The 16,978-nt window shown below is 40.2% G+C and carries 15 protein-coding genes; 8 read left to right on the top strand and 7 right to left on the bottom strand.

The window, feature by feature from the left end; genetic code table 11:
* Positions 1-28: 28 nt before the first annotated feature.
* From BUB71_RS07060 to BUB71_RS07040, 5 genes are read right to left on the bottom strand one after another with little or no spacing between them, the layout of a single operon-like run.
* Positions 29-496 (bottom strand): GNAT family N-acetyltransferase, encoded by a 468-nt coding sequence (locus tag BUB71_RS07060; protein WP_073154144.1) that lies wholly within the window; start codon positions 494-496, stop codon positions 29-31.
* A complete protein-coding gene (locus tag BUB71_RS07055; RefSeq protein ID WP_073154143.1) occupies positions 477-1,589 on the bottom strand; it encodes a YheC/YheD family endospore coat-associated protein in 1,113 nt (370 codons plus the stop codon). The genes BUB71_RS07060 and BUB71_RS07055 overlap by 20 nt, the downstream gene beginning before the upstream one ends.
* A gap of 15 nt (positions 1,590-1,604) precedes the next feature.
* Positions 1,605-2,969, bottom strand: a complete 1,365-nt coding sequence (locus BUB71_RS07050) for a YheC/YheD family endospore coat-associated protein (protein ID WP_073154142.1) — start codon at positions 2,967-2,969, stop codon at positions 1,605-1,607.
* Positions 2,966-4,087, bottom strand: a complete 1,122-nt coding sequence (locus BUB71_RS07045; protein ID WP_073154141.1) for a YheC/YheD family endospore coat-associated protein — start codon at positions 4,085-4,087, stop codon at positions 2,966-2,968. Before BUB71_RS07045 ends, BUB71_RS07050 begins: the two co-directional genes overlap by 4 nt.
* The gene (locus tag BUB71_RS07040; RefSeq protein ID WP_073154140.1) at positions 4,080-5,486 is read right to left on the bottom strand and encodes a YheC/YheD family endospore coat-associated protein; all 1,407 of its coding nucleotides are present in this window, start codon (positions 5,484-5,486) and stop codon (positions 4,080-4,082) included. Before BUB71_RS07040 ends, BUB71_RS07045 begins: the two co-directional genes overlap by 8 nt.
* Before the next feature lie 194 nt (positions 5,487-5,680).
* Between BUB71_RS07040 and BUB71_RS07035 the strand changes: the two genes are divergently transcribed.
* From BUB71_RS07035 to BUB71_RS07025, 3 genes are all read left to right on the top strand, one after another.
* Entirely contained in the window at positions 5,681-6,076 is a 396-nt protein-coding gene (locus BUB71_RS07035) for a YlbF family regulator (protein WP_073154139.1), read from the top strand.
* Between the two features lie 20 nt (positions 6,077-6,096).
* Positions 6,097-6,798: a metal-dependent hydrolase gene (locus BUB71_RS07030; protein WP_073154138.1), complete on the top strand. Its 702-nt coding sequence runs from the start codon at positions 6,097-6,099 to the stop codon at positions 6,796-6,798.
* Between the two features lie 179 nt (positions 6,799-6,977).
* Entirely contained in the window at positions 6,978-8,291 is a 1,314-nt protein-coding gene (locus BUB71_RS07025; RefSeq protein WP_073154137.1) for a DRTGG domain-containing protein, read from the top strand.
* A gap of 146 nt (positions 8,292-8,437) precedes the next feature.
* Here BUB71_RS07025 and BUB71_RS07020 read toward each other — a convergent pair whose 3' ends face one another.
* A complete protein-coding gene (locus BUB71_RS07020) occupies positions 8,438-8,740 on the bottom strand; it encodes a hypothetical protein (RefSeq protein ID WP_073154136.1) in 303 nt (100 codons plus the stop codon).
* A 59-nt stretch (positions 8,741-8,799) separates the two neighbouring features.
* Positions 8,800-8,991 carry a YtzJ family protein gene (locus BUB71_RS07015; protein ID WP_073154135.1) on the bottom strand — a complete coding sequence of 64 codons (192 nt, stop codon included), beginning with the start codon at positions 8,989-8,991 and terminating at the stop codon, positions 8,800-8,802.
* Between the two features lie 124 nt (positions 8,992-9,115).
* Here BUB71_RS07015 and BUB71_RS07010 point away from each other — a divergent pair, with 124 nt between their 5' ends.
* The 5 genes from BUB71_RS07010 (at position 9,116) to pfkA (ending at position 16,955) form a co-directional block, all read left to right on the top strand.
* Entirely contained in the window at positions 9,116-12,469 is a 3,354-nt protein-coding gene (locus BUB71_RS07010) for a DNA polymerase III subunit alpha (RefSeq protein ID WP_073154134.1), read from the top strand.
* Between the two features lie 235 nt (positions 12,470-12,704).
* A complete protein-coding gene (ystJ, locus tag BUB71_RS07005) occupies positions 12,705-13,931 on the top strand; it encodes an NADP-dependent malic enzyme (protein ID WP_073154389.1) in 1,227 nt (408 codons plus the stop codon).
* A 79-nt stretch (positions 13,932-14,010) separates the two neighbouring features.
* Positions 14,011-14,871, top strand: a complete 861-nt coding sequence (gene accD, locus BUB71_RS07000; RefSeq protein WP_073154133.1) for an acetyl-CoA carboxylase, carboxyltransferase subunit beta — start codon at positions 14,011-14,013, stop codon at positions 14,869-14,871.
* Positions 14,868-15,818, top strand: coding sequence for an acetyl-CoA carboxylase carboxyltransferase subunit alpha (locus tag BUB71_RS06995; protein ID WP_073154132.1), 951 nt, complete (start codon positions 14,868-14,870; stop codon positions 15,816-15,818). The genes accD and BUB71_RS06995 overlap by 4 nt, the downstream gene beginning before the upstream one ends.
* 177 nt (positions 15,819-15,995) lie before the next feature.
* Positions 15,996-16,955 (top strand): 6-phosphofructokinase, encoded by a 960-nt coding sequence (gene pfkA, locus BUB71_RS06990; RefSeq protein ID WP_073154388.1) that lies wholly within the window; start codon positions 15,996-15,998, stop codon positions 16,953-16,955.
* The last annotated feature ends 23 nt before the right edge of the window (positions 16,956-16,978 follow it).

Genomic DNA, 16,978 nt, shown 5'->3' with positions numbered 1-16,978 from the left:
AGTCCATCCTTTTCTATTCGCATTATTTTCATAAATACTTCATAGCTGATTGAGGTTGATGATCAGCCATCCGATTCGTTAAACAAAGTGTTGGTTTTCCAGTGGGTCCAGAAATTAATTTGTAGGCAATCAGCCCACATGAGAAGCATAGTTTTAAACTAGCAATATTATCACAAGCAACGCGGGTGTATACCTTAGGAAGTTCTTGCAATGTAAATTGCAGCAATTTCTCCCCTACTCCTGATTTTCGAAAGCGCGGATGAACAACGATAAATGCTTCACCTAACCCATAATTACTAAGAGCCGTTAAGCCAATGAGTCGTTTTTCCTCCATCGCTAATGCAACAAGCGTTCCTTCTTGCTCTACATTGTTTAGACGCCGGAACCAACGAATAGCTTGATGTGTAATACGTTGATCCCCATGCTTCCATATAAATCGAATGAGTGTAGGACGCCATTTCTTCAAGTGAATCCGATCACATTTCAATATTTCCATATGCGACATCCTTTCGTAAAGCATCCTCTCTCAAATATTCCGCATAATCGATGATTCGATTTAATGATCTTTTTCGAATCTCAGGTTCATCAAATTTCATTGGTTTTGCATTTGCCTCGAAGAACCAAAGCCTACCATTTTGCTCAATCCCTAAATCTAAAGACATCTCTCCAAGCGTCTCTCCTGATGCTTGTTCAATTGCATTTGCTATGGAGAGTGCCGTTTCCTTGATTCGATTTTCAATAATGGAAGAACGGTTGCCAAAACAGTGGTTTATAATCTGTTTGCGGTTTCCCAATTTCCCGCCCATCGGTACATGGGTCGAGATTGCATTCTTTCCAGCTATTCGTATACCGATTCCACTAATTCCCCAATTGCCATCTAGCTGTTTTTGCGCTAATATTCGCAAATCATAGGGCCTACCTTTATACTTGGATAGTGGAATGGCTTGTTGCAAAATGTAAGATTGATTTCCGATCAGGCGTTGAACAATCCTTTCAATGGTAGCTTGATGTGTTGCATGGTATCGTCGCTTCTGCTGCTTTGTTTGATGAATACATAAAAAATTGTTCCGATTGCGTTGAATTCGGATCATCCCGACTCCAGCTTTACCATTTACAGGTTTAGCAAATAGAATCGGATATTTCTGAAGCATCGTTTGAAGTGATTTTGGGTTGGTATAGGGTACTGTTTCAGGCAATAAATGGGCAAGACTTGGTGCTTGTTTTAGGAATTGAAATAAGTCCCATTTATTGAAAAAGTGAGGGTTAAATAGTTGTACATCTGGTAATTGATTAAGCTTTGTTAACAAATACTTAACTGCTGACTGATTTTCGATTGAGCGATTGGGAAGACGGTTATAAATGACACTTGGTATAGCACAATGAATGCGTCGCCATGTTGGTATACCTGTTTTTTCGCTTAACTGAAAGCCATCTACGCTACGAAAATCTGCGGAGAAAGAACGTGGAGTAACCACAATGATCCTGTGTTTACGTTTCCTACCCGTTCGAATCAAATCGATAAAGTTAGCGTGATTCCCTCGAAAAAGGTTTCCTCCGTCTGCGGTTAGGATTCCAATCAATGGTTTCAAGAGTCAACCTCCTTTTTAGACGAAATTAGCTAGTTTCAGGCTATAATCTGTAATGAACTTGGCAGACTGACGACCTGCTTCTCGTAAGGTTGGATGGTCAAATATATGTCTGCCTGGTTTCGCATTGATTTCAAATAGCCAAATTTGCATGTCAGTATCAAGTCCAATATCGAGTCCAAGTTCACCTAATGGTCCTTCGACCTGTTGCTCCAGAACGGATGCAATTTCCACAGCGGCCGATTTTAGTTGGTTTTCCACCCATGAAGAGCGCTCACCACATATTTCTTGAAGTAGTTTTGATGTTGGAACGATTGAACCCCCTGTTCTTACATGTGTAGTAACACAGCCTGATCCCGCCATTTTGCAACCGATCGCTACTACTTGCCAATCACCTGTAGCATCTTTGTGAAGATGAAGTCGAAAATCGACAGGTCTACCATGATATTTGATTAATTGGATTCCTTGTTGAACAATGTAGGTATGAAAGCGACGGGATTGATCGCCGAAGTAATAAGATATTAAGCGACGAATTGACTTGAAACGCCTCAAAACATTTCGCGATCCTTGGTGATACCGACAAAAGTAGCCTTTTCCAGGTATGTGCGTGATACGGAAAATTCCTAAACCTAAGCTGCCACCGCTTGGCTTTAGATAGACTGCTCGATGCTTTTGAATCATTTTTTCAATTGTTTCAATGGAAGGAGAGAGGTGTGTTTCAGGAAAAAATGTATAGGTTTGGGGATGATTTCCGAGCAGTTGATGAATCGACCATTTATTAAAGAAGCCTTGGTTAAAAATTTGACAATTGGAACGAGTACGAAGGCGTTGAAGACAATTTTGTACATGGGTATGAGATTCTACTTTTCGATTGGGGACTCGTTCATAAATCACATCAGGTAATGGCGACGATCTTGAGATCCAATTATTCTTGTAATAATACCACCCTTGTACGGTCTCGGATTTCCAGTCGATCATCTCTGGGGTAAAAACATAGATAAACGGTCGTTCACTAGCTCCTTCTTTAATAAAATGTCGAAATAAATGAGAACGACTTCCAAAAGGCTGTTGACTATTTCCAGTGAAACCTGTTGTTAAGATGCCAATAACTGGCCCCAATCTAAGAGAGCTATCTTCAAAAATGGCTCTGGTGCTTTTAACATAAGGAATTGCTAACTGTTGTCGAAGAGCTGGTGAGAGTGTGATGCGCAAACCTGGATGCCTTTGTTTTCTTACTTTTACAATCACGGATTTGTTACCAAATGTAAGTGATATTTGTTGATCATTTTGCAGCCCCCATTTATTCATTAATCGAGGTGATAACAAGATCGCTCGATTGGGAAGCTGAAATGAGATAAGCAGTTGGCAGATCGGCGAGTTCATCCCACATGTACCTCCTTTGTTTCTCGTAAAAGGGCTCTTGCATAATAAATCGGTTGGTTGATTGCGTCCTGGTGTGTTTTCAATTGTTGAGTACGAACAAATACAGAACGTCCTGGTTTTGAATTGGCTTCTAATATCCAAACATTTCCTTGTTGATCAATTCCAAGATCAAGACCTAGTTCAACCAGTGAGCCATGATATTCTTCTAAATGTTTGGGGACAAGAGTGGTACATTGGTGAAGTTGATTTACAATCGATTCATGGAGTGAGGAAGGAAGATGCTCTTGAAGAAACTTTTCCCAACATTTTGCCCGTCCTCCGCCATGTAAATTGGATGTGATCGAAATGGGATTGCCTATTCGAATGGCTACGCCAGTTTTTTGCCACTCTTTGTGCGCATTTTTTTGAAGTAATACACGTAGATCAAAAGGACTACCATCAGATGTTGTCAGTGATAAATAAGGTTGAATCACATAACGAGTGCGTCCGATTAGCCGTTGGATAAAAAGTCGTACTTGATTGAGATCGGAAAACTGTTTTTGAAATGGTATATTTTGAAGGGTTCTACCTCGAATTCTCCAAATATGGTTCTTTGATTCAATCGCAATCACTCCACGTCCATGACTACCCCCATTTGGTTTTAGGCAAACCGCTTTGTATGTCTGGAGCATTTCTACTAAGGTAGAACCTGTTTGATATTCCCTTGTTTCTGGTAAAAAAGCAGCAATCTCTTTATTTGCTGCCAGTATTTGATAAGTTTGGTATTTTCCTTGTAGTGGTTTTCCTAGAAGACGAATTTGTGGGTCTTTTGCCAACCGCTGTACATAAGGTTTATAACGTAAATATTCTTGCGCACTTCCATAGTAACAACGATCATAAATGAGTGATGGTAGGCGGAATTTCTGCTTGATCCATTGTTTAGAGGAAGTTACACTCCAAGCATGTACGGTGCGTTCTAACCAGTTGATATCACGAGGGTCAAAGATGACCACAGCAAGCCCAACTTTTCTTCCTGCTTGTGTCAACTGATAAAAATAATGACGCTCATAAAAATGTGGTCTTTGAAGACGTGGTACAGAACAAACAGTAATTCCAAGGATGTAGGCCAGCTTAGTCACCTTTTTTCCTCCTTTTCTGTGCAAAGCTTCGAGTCTGTTTGATTCCTGTCAAAAAACAGATATAACTGGTTAATTTCCGAACAGAAGGGCGAATTCCTGAAGTGATTTGAACAACCGAATCATCTGTTTTTGACGGTTTTGAATTGATTTCGATTAACCATACTTTTCCTTTTCGATCAAGCCCTAGATCTATTCCTAGCTCTGCAAAGTGCCCTGAGGTGAGCTGATCAAATCGATTCGCAATGTTGAGTGCAATTTCATGCAGCTGTTGTATTGTTGGTTTTGAGGAGTGAATAAAGTTATCGAGTACATTAGATGCTGCTAGGATCATACCACCACGAGCCAAGTTTGATACAAAGTGCTCTGTTTTTCCAATTCGTCCGACTGCAGAAGTAACAGACCACTTTCCTTGATGATTTTTTTGACATAATATTCGAAAATCAATTGGCCGTCCTAGGTGCTTAATGAGTAGTAATCCTTGTTGAATAAGATAAGATTGTTTGCCGATTCTTCTGTTTAGTCGCTGGATTACCTTTTTCCAAGAATGTGCGTAAAATGTTTGATTTCCTTGAGCTGTTTCGGATTGATAGCGAATTTGAATGGGAGTATGGATCAAACGAATAATTCCTTGCCCCAAACTTCCATTTACAGGTTTCAAGTAGAGAATGGGATGGCTTTTAGCCATATCAAGCAAAGTTCGCCAATCATATGGTTTTGTTTCTGGAAGAATTTCTGAAATATAGGAGTCTTGGGAAAAAAGTTGATGAACCTCCCATTTATTTAAAAATTGTTCGTTAAAGATTTGAACTTGATGCTTCTTACGCAACTGATCAAGCTGTTTTTGAAGAGAAGAGTCCTCTTCGATACGACGTGATGTGATGCGATTATAGATAACATGTGGTAGAGGATGATTGGTTTCAATCCATCGACCTCGGAACTTTGACCATCCTCGAATTGTTTTACGTTCCATTGAAAGCTGTTCAGGCGTAAAGATAAACAAGCGAATACCAGCTTGCTGAGCTGCCTTAAAACATTCATCGAAAAAACGCGCCATTTCTCCAAAGACCGGTTTATGTTGTTGGTTATTCTCTAAGTTGATCATAATTCCGACAAGTGGACCAAATGACAGTGTAAGTTGTTGTGGATGATACTGTACATTTAATTGAATCGCATCTGTCAGTTTTAGTGCAGTTGCTAAAGATGAACAGATTCGAACGAGGGAACTGGGATTGGCAGAGAGAGAGAGCATTGCACTTACATTGGCTGAGCCGTGCTGGATATTGATGGTTTGACTTCCGATGCCGAGGCGTTTTGCTAGATGGCTACTGATTACGATCTCGCTACCAATCGGAAATTGGTTTTCTGGCATTACTTGGATTTGGATTCGTGCCTGCCCCATCTTGACCCCTCCTTCACGTGGGTTGTGAGCTTGAGCAAAACTGCACGGTTCATGTCTTGAGTCTTCAATATGGTATGTAGGCATGTATGCCTAAGTGCTAAAAAAAGGCTTGGTCAATTTATAAATATATAGCAGGATAGTAAGTTTTTTTGTGGTATAAGAATATTAACGAATAGGAGGTGAATACTGTCTGCTTGTATAATATAAATATTCAATCAATGCAGACAGGTTTTTTTATGGCCAATCCATATGAGCAAGCAAAACAATTAGTTGAGGCACTACAATCAAGTCCGGAATATCAGCAATTGCGACAAATCCAAGATCAGATTGAGAAAAATGAAACGTTATATAAGATGTTAAATTCATATCGTTCGATTCAAGTTGAAATTCAGACACTTAACTTACAGGGGAGAGAACCAGGGGAAGATATTGAGAAAAAAGTTACACAATTAACTAAAATCATAGAAGGAATCCCTTTATTGAACCAATATTTAGAAGCAGAACAGAAATTTGGTGAAATATTCCAAGATATCCAACAAATTGTGATGCAACCTGTGTTAGAATTGTATCGTGATCTGGAGCAAGATTGAGTTAAGGAGAGTTAGTGTAAATGGAGGTTGTTTTTCACGGACATGCTTGTGTTAGTATAAAAAAAGATGGTTATCATCTATTGATTGATCCATTTATAACAGGAAATCCTCAAGCAAAGATTCAAGCTGAAGATTTAAATCCTGACTTTATCTTATTAACACATGGACATAATGATCATTTAGGAGATACCGTTTCTATCGCCAAACAGAATCATGCCCATGTAATCGGTTCTCATGAGCTTGCTCATTGGCTTACTTGGCAAGATATCGAGGCAACAGGTATGTCGATTGGGGGAACCTGTTCTTTTCCTTTTGGTCAGGTCAAGATGACGCCAGCGCTACATGGAAATGGATATATTGATCATGAGCGACAAGAAATAATCTATATGGGTATGGCAGCAGGGCTTCTATTAACCATGGATCAATGGACATTGTTTCATGCAGGAGATACTGCCCTCTTCTCCGATTTGCAATTGATTGGTAATCGGTACGCAATTGATTTGGCATTTGTCCCGATTGGAGATCATTTTACGATGGGGCCAGAAGAAGCAGTGATTGCCGCTGAGTGGTTAAATGCTGATCGAGTAATCCCAATCCACTACGATACCTTTCCAGCAATTGAGCAAGATGCAAAGCAATTCATCAATCAATTGCAAAAAAAGGATATTAAAGGAATTGCTTTACAACCAGAAGAAAGATTACATTTTCCTTTAGATAAATAGTTGTAAAATGGGTGTAATCAAATTGTAACCTATATCTTCTATTATATGGTTAAGATGAAAACCCCCTTCGGCGAGACGGTATCATACCGTCTCTTTTTTTTGTGCATAGCTAAAGCTAGGGATTTGCTCAATTACAGTGATATAATTGAGCAAAATAATGTTTGAGGAGTGCATGTTGAGTGCCGACAAAACATGAGCAGATCCTACAATATATAAAAAAGTTAGAAATAGGCAATAAAATTTCGGTTCGTCAAGTTGCACGATTCATGAAGGTGAGTGAAGGTACAGCATATCGTGCTATTAAAGAGGCTGAGGCACAAGGTTTGGTTCAATCAATTGAAAGAGTCGGCACCGTTCGTGTGCAGCAAACGAACCGCTCTAATATTGAACAGCTAACTTTTGCTGAGGTTGTCAATATTGTTGATGGACATGTATTGGGTGGAAGTGCAGGCCTTCATAAAACATTACAGAGATTTGTGATTGGGGCAATGAAGTTAGAGGCGATGATGCGATATGTTGAATCGAATAGCTTGCTCATTGTGGGAAATCGGGATCAGGCTCATCTCATGTCCTTAAAACATGGTGCAGCAGTCTTAGTAACGGGTGGCTTTGATACAACGAAGGAAGTAAAAGAGCTAGCAGATCGTTTTGCTTTACCCGTTATTTCTACAAGCTATGACACTTTTACTGTCGCCTCTCTGATTAATCGTGCAATATATGATCGTATGATTAAGAAGGAGATTCTGTTGGTAGAAGATATTTATGCACGTAATCAAGAACCAATTTCCTTAGAAATAGATCATACAATCTCAGATTTTCATGAAAAAGTCCGTACAACAGGACATGCTCGTTACCCTGTGCTTGATAAACATAAGAAAGTAGTTGGCATTATTACTGCAAAGGATGTTATCGATATACAGAGTGATACGCTGATTGAAAAGGTCATGACTCGTCAGCCGATCACCATTTCTCCTATGAGTACACTTGCTTCAGCAGCCCATGAAATGGCATGGGAAGGGATAGAGTTATTGCCTGTAGTAGATGATCATAAACATCTATTAGGCGTGTTAAGTAGACAGGACGTCATCAAATCGTTGCAGCATATGCAAAAACAGCCACAAATTGAAGAGACAATTCAAGAAGCCTGTTTTGAAGGATTTGAAGAGATTAGCTTAAACCGTCAAAAACTGCTTTTTCAAGGTAGTGTAACCCCTCAGATGGTTGATCATTTAGGCAATTTAAGTGTGGGTATCCTGACTTCACTAATGACAGAAGCAGGGATTCGGCTTTTGCGACGAAAGCAGTTAGGAGAATCATCTGTACAGAGCTTTAGCCTTTATTTATTAAAGCCGATTCAATTAGAAAGCAAGATTAGCATCATCCCTCATATTCTTGATGCTGGACGAAAACAGGGGAAATTAGAGATCGAAGTGCTAAAAGAGCATCAAGTCATGGCAAAGGCTTTGCTGACGGCACATATTATTGAACATTGAAGGTTATGACGATTCATTGCCCAGCCGTGGAGGCTGACAGACCGCGACAGCCCCACATCCTGGCAAACCCGGATCAGATGCATCACCGAGAACCACGATCACGAACAGATCACGCCAAAGCTGAGGCCATGAATAACTCATAACCATTATTTTTCTGATTGTGATGTTCGTTTTTGCCATCTGTAACGTTGTACACCATAATAGAGATTAATCATGCCGATTCCAGCGATTAAAGCAATCAATAGATAGCGATACCAAGCGCCTGGAAAGGTGATCAAAAAGATTGAAATTGCTAAAAAGAGCAAACCCATACTCATATTCATGATGGCAAGAGGTTGTTGAAAAGCCTGTTGATGCTTACGTCGAGATCGCATCAACCAACTGTGATAGATGACACTAAAAAAGGTAATGATGATGAGGACGACTGAGAAAAACTGAATCGTGATCATAAAATAACTCCTTTAAATAATAACCACCCATGAAAAGGTTCATGGGTGAGAGATTATCATTATTTTTTTGCAGGTTTTTCGGGAATAAACCAAGATCCCTTTTCTGTACGGTCAATATGAACCTTAATATTAAGTGTTTTTAACTCATTTTCGATCAATTGGGCGACCTCTTCTGTTTCAGCAAAGGCAGAGTACCCATTTTTAATCTCTTCGACTTTCGATTGCGCCAATTTCCGACGACTAATAATCATATTTGGGCCCCCTTTTATCGATCTAGTTATTATCATATCCTATTATTAAATTTGTTACGAGTTCTAAAGTTGAATTGCCACATCATCGTCAGAAATTATGTTGTTTGGAAAGAAGGGAGCGTAAATGAGCCAGAATTTTGTTCATCTTCATGTTCACTCAGTCTATAGCCTTTTAGATGGAGCTGCACGGATTGAAGACTTGGTGTTGGCAGCCAAGAAACATGGCATGAATGCCTTAGCTCTTACAGATCATGGTGTTATGTATGGTGCAATTCCATTTTATCAAGCATGTCGAAAACATGGAATCAAACCAATTATTGGATGTGAAATGTATCTAGTCGATTCATTGAAGAATAGAAAAAAACAGCCTCGTTACCATCAATTACTTTTGGCTGAAACGAATCAAGGATATCGTAATTTGATGAAACTTGTCACCATTGCTCATCAACATATGATTCGAGGTCGACCGTGTATCGATTTACAATTGTTGGCTCGTTATCGAACAGGTCTTATTGCAACAAGTTCTTGTATGGGTGGAATCATCCCACAAGCTATCTTGTCACAGGATCTAAAACGAGCTGAGGATCTGATTTCGACCTTCTTAGGAATGTTTGACAAAGAACATTTCTTCTTTGAGATCCAAGGAGAATATATGAAACCGCAAAGCCAAATCAATCAACAATTAATCAAATGGGCGAATCAATGGGGGATTTCTTTAGTTGCTACAAATGATGTCCACTATATTGAGCAAGCAGATGCTCAAATGCACGATTGTCTTCTCTGTATACATACTGGGAAAAAGCTGGATGATCCAGAGCGAATGCGCTTCCCATCTGATCAATATTATTTAAAATCACCCCAAGAAATGGCACAGCAGTTTCAAGATATACCAGAGGCGTTAGAGAATACACTGGCTATTTCAGACCGATGTAATCTTACGCTTTCTTTTGATCAACTAATGATGCCTCGTTATCCAATCCCACCGTCACAAAATGCATCAGCTTATTTGTGGAGCCTTTGTGAAAGAGGATTATCAAAGCGCCAGATAGAGCGTACTGTTGAAGTGGAGAAACGATTAAATAAAGAGTATTCACTGATTCACAAATTAGGTTATGCTGATTATTTTCTTGTAGTCTGGGACATTGTACAATTTGCCAAAAAACAGGGTATTGCAGTAGGCCCTGGACGGGGCTCTGTGGCAGGGAGTCTCATTGCTTATTTATTAGGCATTACCAATATCAATCCTTTAAAATATGGTTTACTATTTGAAAGATTTCTAAACCCTGAACGTGTCACATGGCCAGATATTGATCTTGATTTTGATGATGAACGACGAAGTGAAGTGCTTCAATATGTACATGAACGATATGGTGAAGAATATGTAGCACATATTATTACTTTTGGTTCTATGGCCCCACGTGCTGCTGTGCGTGATGTTGGGAGAGTACTCGGCTTACCTTATGGAGTGGTTGATCAAGTTGCGAAAGCGATTCCATCATCCCCAGGAGTACATTTGCAACAATTGATCCGTCAAGATCAACAATTTGCAAAGTGGAACAGGCAACCTGAATTGGGTGAACTTTTGCAGACAGCTTGTAAAATTGAAGGAATGCCTCGTCATGCTTCCACGCATGCAGCTGGTGTTGTGATTTCACCTGTTCCTCTAGTTGAGCATGTTCCCCTGCAACCGGGGATCGATGATGTTTATATGACACAATATACAATGGAATCGCTTGAATCGTTGGGTTTGATCAAAATTGATCTGCTCGGTCTTCGCAACCTAACAGTAATTGAACGCACTTTATCTTTATTGGATAAGCTGATCGACCTAAGCAAGCTTAACTATCATGATGAGAAGATACTAAAGATGTTGGGCAGAGGAGAGACCACAGGCGTATTTCAATTAGAGTCGAGTGGTATGCGGAAAGTATTACGAGAATGTCAACCTTCATCATTTGAAGATTTAGTCGCAATTATCGCTCTTTATCGCCCAGGTCCAATGGAACAAATCCCACATTATATCGCCGCAAAAAAAGGTCAGGAAACGGTTCAATATCCACATCCTGATCTAGAGCCCATTTTACGTAATACGTATGGCATTATTGTTTACCAAGAGCAGATCATGCAAATCGCTGCAAAAATGGCAGGCTTTCGTTTAGGACAAGCTGATCTACTTCGCCGTGCAGTCTCAAAGAAGAAACGTGATGTTTTGGAAGAACAAAGATCTATTTTTATTCAAGGTTGTCTTGCACGTGGATATGATCGACAGACTGGGGAAAAAGTATATGATTTGATTGTTCGCTTCGCAAATTATGGTTTTAATCGGAGTCATTCAGTAGCTTATTCCATACTGTCTTATCAAACCGCTTATTTGAAAGCCTATTACCCGCTAGCTTATTTCACTGCATTACTATCATCGGTATTAGGGAATCAGGATAAGCTGATGGAATATATAGAAGAAGTTCGGCGAACAGGAATTCTTCTCTTACCACCAGATATCAATCGAAGTCAATATCATTTCACTATAGAGCAGGGGAAAATTCGCTTTGGGTTAGGTGCAATTAAACATCTTGGACGTCAATCAATTGAAGTGATTGAGCAAGAACGAGAAAATGGAACTTTTCAGGACTTATCCGATTTTTGTCGTAGAATTGATTTGAGATTCTGTAATCGAAGAGCAATTGAAGCTTTAATATTGGCCGGAGCAATGGAGAGTTTACCAGATCATCGGGCAAAACAATTAGCAATGCTTGGCGAATTAACAGAACCCCAAACATCAAATATTGCTAAAAATCAACTAAGCCTTTTTACAGATGAAGAGCGTGTTCGTGGTCGTTATGAGCAAATGAAGCCATATAGTCAGCAAGAATTACTCCAATTAGAGTATCATGCCTTAGGTTTTTATCTTACAGGACATCCGCTAGATGCATATGATTATCTCAAGAATCCATTCGGACTCCATTCATTGGCTCAACTAACAAAGCAAGCTGAAAGAACACGAGTATCCATGCTGGTGATGATGCGGGAAATAAAGATGGTGACCACAAGGAAGAAAGAGAATATGGCATTTGTGCAAATCGAAGATCAATCAGGACAAATCGAAGCGATTCTCTTTCCTAAGGCATTTCGAAAATTTGATTCGCTCCTTCGTTCGCTTAAAGGAAAACCATGCTATATCAGCGGCACAGTTCAACAGGATGAAGACCAAGTTCGCCTGATTATTGACCGAATGGGTTCATTTGAAAAACCAACTAAGATCTTTATTCGAATACACCCAGCATTTGAACAGCAACCCGAAAAATTGGAAGAATTAAAAGGTTACTTGAAGAAATTTCGAAGGAAAATTCCTGTTACACTCTATTATGAACGAAGTAAACAATTCCGCTCGCTCCCTGTTGACAAATATGGTCTTGATTTATCCGCTGAATGTATGGAACTGATGGAGCGTTTGGTAGGTGAGGGAAGTCTTCGAATGTAAGGCGAATGCAAACAGTGGGTTGAATGTGTAACGAAATCTAATCAGAATCGTAGACTTTATCTACAGACTCTACTACGATTTTGTGCAACATTTGATTTTTGTAAAAATGAATTGCTATCGATTAGACTTCATGATATTAATGGGACGGGAGTATCTTCATACAATTCGCTCTCTGTTTTTGGTATAATGAATGTTATCTACTGATGAGGAAGATGCCGTAGAAAGGGCGATCCAAATGGCAAGTTTGCGAGAAAGATCATTGCAAATGCATCGAGAAAATAAAGGGAAATTATCAGTCCAATCCAAAGTTCCCGTGACAAACTCTGACGATTTGAGTTTAGCCTACTCTCCTGGAGTTGCTGAACCATGTATTGAGATTCATAAGAATCCAGATACTGCTTATGATTACACGATGAAAGGGAATTTGGTCGCAGTAGTTACTGATGGGACTGCTGTGCTTGGCTTAGGGAATATCGGCCCTCAAGCGGCAATGCCAGTGATGGAAGGTAAAGCAGTTTTATTCAAATCCTTTGCAGGTGTTGATGCATTTCCGCTATGTATTGATTCAACAGAAATCGATAAAGTGGTTGAGACTGTAAAGCTGCTTGCTCCTACTTTTGGGGGGATTAATTTAGAAGATATTGCAGCCCCAAACTGCTTTATTATTGAAGAAAGGTTACAGAAGGAATTAAATATCCCTGTCTTTCATGATGATCAGCATGGAACAGCCATTGTAACCCTTGCCGGGCTAATCAATGCACTTCGCGTCGTTGGGAAGCGTATGGAAGAGATCCGAGTAGTGGCGAATGGTGCAGGTGCTGCCGGTATTGCAATCATAAAATTATTACAGCAGATGGGCGTCCGTGATGTCATTATGTGTGACAGTAAAGGAGCTATTTATGAAGGTCGCCCTGTGGGAATGAATGCAGTAAAAGAAAAAATTGCCCAAGTAACCAATCGCTCCAAAAAGTCGGGTGATTTAGCAGAAGTAATAAAGGGAGCAGACGTCTTTATTGGTGTCTCAGTAGCAAATGCTGTATCGGAAGAGATGGTTCGTTCCATGAATCGCGATCCGATTATTTTTGCTATGGCAAATCCTGTTCCAGAGATTATGCCAGAGCTTGCATTTCAAGCTGGAGCAAAAGTAGTTGGCACCGGTCGGTCTGATTTTCCAAATCAAGTGAATAATGTGCTTGCTTTTCCAGGTATTTTCCGTGGTGCATTAGATGTACGGGCAAGTTGTATTAATGAAGAGATGAAGGTTGCAGCAGCATATGCAATAGCTGGTTTAATTTCTGAAGATCAACTTGCGCCCGATTATGTGATTCCTGCGCCATTTGATCCGAGGGTAGCTCCCAAAGTTGCAAGTGAAGTAGCAAGAGCAGCTATGGAGACTGGAGTCGCTCAAATTCAGACAGATCCAGCTTCGATTTTAGAGAAAACCGTACAGTTGACGTCATGATTAATGTATAACTTGTCCATCATATAAACAATAAAATGGACGTTATTGAATTCTAGTATCCTTGGATGAGGTGTGACCTGTGTTAAAGGATCTGTTTCGCAAAAAACGAAAGTATGCCACCATTCCCTCAACGCAAGCAAAAAAAGAAGTTCCTGAGGGAATCATGGAAAAGTGTCCACAGTGTGGAACAATTATTATATCAAAAGAATTAGAAAAAAATTTAAAAATATGTAAATCCTGTCAGTATCATTTTCGTATGTCTGCGCCTGAGCGAGTTGAATCATTGATTGATCAAGGGACTTTTATTAAATTTAATACTGAATTACAAACGGAAGACCCATTAGAATTTCCTGATTATCTACAAAAAATCGCAGGTGACCGAAAAAAGACTGGTTTAAATGAAGCGATTGTGACGGGTGAAGGACGACTTGGCGGATATCCTCTGATTTTAGGAGTCATGGATGCACGTTTTCGCATGGGTAGTATGGGTTCTGTTGTAGGAGAGATGATTGCGAGAGCGGCAAAGCAGGCATTAGAGAAAAAATATCCATTTGTGCTTTTTTCAGCTTCCGGTGGTGCGAGGATGCAAGAAGGTGTTTTCTCATTGATGCAAATGGCTAAGACTAGCACTGTATTAGAGCGTTTAAATCAGGAGAGAATTCTTTTCATTTCTGTACTTACTCATCCGACAACAGGTGGAGTTTCGGCTAGTTTTTCTTCATTGGGAGATATTAACCTTGCAGAGCCAGGCGCATTGATTGGCTTTGCTGGAAGACGTGTGATCGAACAAACAGTTCGACAGAAACTGCCAGATGATTTTCAAACAGCCGAATTTCTCCTGAAGCATGGGCAGCTAGATCAAGTCGTTCCACGTCATGAATTGCGTGATCGATTATTGCAACTGCTTGAATTTCACGCATATAGGGGGAACGAAGATTGAGTCAGTTGCCATTTGAAAAACCACTTATTGAACTTCGAGAAAAGATAGCTGAATTAAAATCTTTTACAAAAGAAAAATCGATTGATCTAAGCGAAGAGATTGCAACACTTGAAAAAAAAGCAGAACGATTAGAACAGGAGATTTATGGTCAATTAACACCATGGCAAAAAGTGCAGATAGCGCGTGATCAAAGTCGCCCTACTACTTTATTCTATATACGTTCTATTTTTACCGATTTTCTTGAGTTGCATGGCGACCGTTTGTATGGAGATGACCCCGCGATTGTAGGCGGAATCGCCAAATTGGATGGTCTTCCAGTTACGGTCATCGGTCATGAGCGGGGAACGGATACGAAAGATAAGATTGCTCGTAATTTTGGCTTACCTCACCCGGAGGGATATAGGAAAGCTCTGCGGTTGATGCAACAAGCTGATAAGTTTCGCCGTCCAATCATCTGTTTTATTGACACCCAGGGTGCGCATCCCGGGATCGAAGCAGAAGAACGGGGACAAAGTGAAGCAATTGCCCGTAACTTACGTGAAATGGCAGGATTTTCCGTTCCGATCATCTGTATCAATACGGGTGAAGGAGGGAGCGGAGGTGCTTTAGCGATTAGTATCGGTAATCGACTTCTTATGTTAGAGCATGCTTATTATTCTGTCATTTCTCCTGAAGGTGCAGCCGCTATTTTATGGCGTGATGCAGGAAAGGCTCAAGAAGCTGCAGAAGCCTTAAAAATTACTGCACAAGATTTATATCGATTTGGCATTGCTGATGAGATTGTGGCCGAGCCAAAAGGAGGAGCGCAGAAGAACCCAGAAGAACAAGCAAACCTCATTAAGGAATCTATTCTGCGACATCTTTCTGAACTACAAAAAATGACGCCAGAGGCGTTATTGGAAGATCGTTATCAGAAATATGCCCAAATCGGGCAGTTTGGGAGTTAGTATTTTATTTCCCGGCGCTCAAGCATAGATGTTGATGTAATTTCAAATCACATTGAATGAAACATAAATGTTTATCATGCAAATGTCCTTGAGTGCCGGGACGGTCTTTTGTCCCTATTGGACGTATTTTGTCCCTGTTGGATGACCAATTCTGTTAAGAAAGGGGAGCTAGAAATGTTGAAACGAATTGCAGTTTTAACGAGTGGTGGAGACGCTCCAGGAATGAATGCAGCAATTAGAGCCGTTGTCCGCAGTGGAATCTATTATAATTTAGAAGTATTTGGTGTTTATCGAGGATACGCTGGTTTAATTCAAGGTGATATAACACCATTAAATGAAGGGGCAGTCGGCGATATTATCCATCGAGGAGGAACATTTCTTTATAGTGCGCGTTGTCCAGAGTTTTTAGAAGAAGCAGGACAACGAAAAGCAGTAACAGAGCTACGGAAACATCAGATTGATGGCCTTGTGGTAATAGGAGGAGACGGAACGTTTCGGGGTGCTCAACGTTTAACGGATCTAGGCTTCCCTACGATTGGGATTCCAGGGACAATTGATAATGATATTCCTGGGACAGATTTTACAATTGGTTTTGATACAGCAATCAATACAGTGATTGAAGCAATTGACCGTATTCGTGACACAGCATCTTCTCATGAACGAACTTATGTTGTTGAAGTGATGGGGCGAGATGCTGGTGATATTGCTCTATGGTCTGGATTAGCAGATGGTGCAGAATCGATCTTGATTCCAGAAGTTTCGTTTCGGATGGAGGAAATGATTGCTCGTTTAAAACGGGGTTATGAAAGAGGCAAAAAACATAGTATCATTCTTGTTGCAGAAGGTGTCGGACGAGGTATGGAGATTGGAGATCGAATTAAGGAAGAGACTGGTTTTGAAACACGAGTAACAGTCTTAGGGCATGTTCAACGTGGTGGAAAACCAACAGCTTTAGATCGAGTTTTAGCAAGTCGAATGGGCGCTAAAGCTGTTGAGTTACTGATTGCCGGCGAACATGATAAAATGGTAGCAATCCGTAATAATGAGCTGATAGGAATCGATTTTGACCAAGCATTTGAGCAAGACCATCAACCTGATCTTTCTATGTATGAGTTAGCAGGTATTTTGTCGATTTAGTCACAAGTTGAAGGGAAGATGGG

Source organism: Seinonella peptonophila (genome assembly GCF_900129355.1).
Lineage (GTDB): Bacteria > Bacillota > Bacilli > Thermoactinomycetales > Thermoactinomycetaceae > Seinonella > Seinonella peptonophila.
The sequence above is the reverse complement of the archived record's forward strand: the minus strand, read 5'-3'. Positions and strand labels throughout refer to the sequence as shown.

What these genes read in the sequence shown, in the direction of transcription:
- BUB71_RS07040 (WP_073154140.1), bottom strand. Translation starts at nt 5,486, where the DNA reads ATGGGGCAGGCACGAATCCAAATCCAAGTAATGCCAGAAAACCAATTT.
- BUB71_RS07060 (WP_073154144.1), bottom strand. Translation starts at nt 496, where the DNA reads ATGGAAATATTGAAATGTGATCGGATTCACTTGAAGAAATGGCGTCCT.
- BUB71_RS07015 (WP_073154135.1), bottom strand. Translation starts at nt 8,991, where the DNA reads ATGATTATTAGTCGTCGGAAATTGGCGCAATCGAAAGTCGAAGAGATT.
- BUB71_RS07020 (WP_073154136.1), bottom strand. Translation starts at nt 8,740, where the DNA reads ATGATCACGATTCAGTTTTTCTCAGTCGTCCTCATCATCATTACCTTT.
- BUB71_RS07030 (WP_073154138.1), top strand. Translation starts at nt 6,097, where the DNA reads ATGGAGGTTGTTTTTCACGGACATGCTTGTGTTAGTATAAAAAAAGAT.
- ystJ (WP_073154389.1), top strand. Translation starts at nt 12,705, where the DNA reads ATGGCAAGTTTGCGAGAAAGATCATTGCAAATGCATCGAGAAAATAAA.
- BUB71_RS07050 (WP_073154142.1), bottom strand. Translation starts at nt 2,969, where the DNA reads ATGAACTCGCCGATCTGCCAACTGCTTATCTCATTTCAGCTTCCCAAT.
- BUB71_RS07010 (WP_073154134.1), top strand. Translation starts at nt 9,116, where the DNA reads ATGAGCCAGAATTTTGTTCATCTTCATGTTCACTCAGTCTATAGCCTT.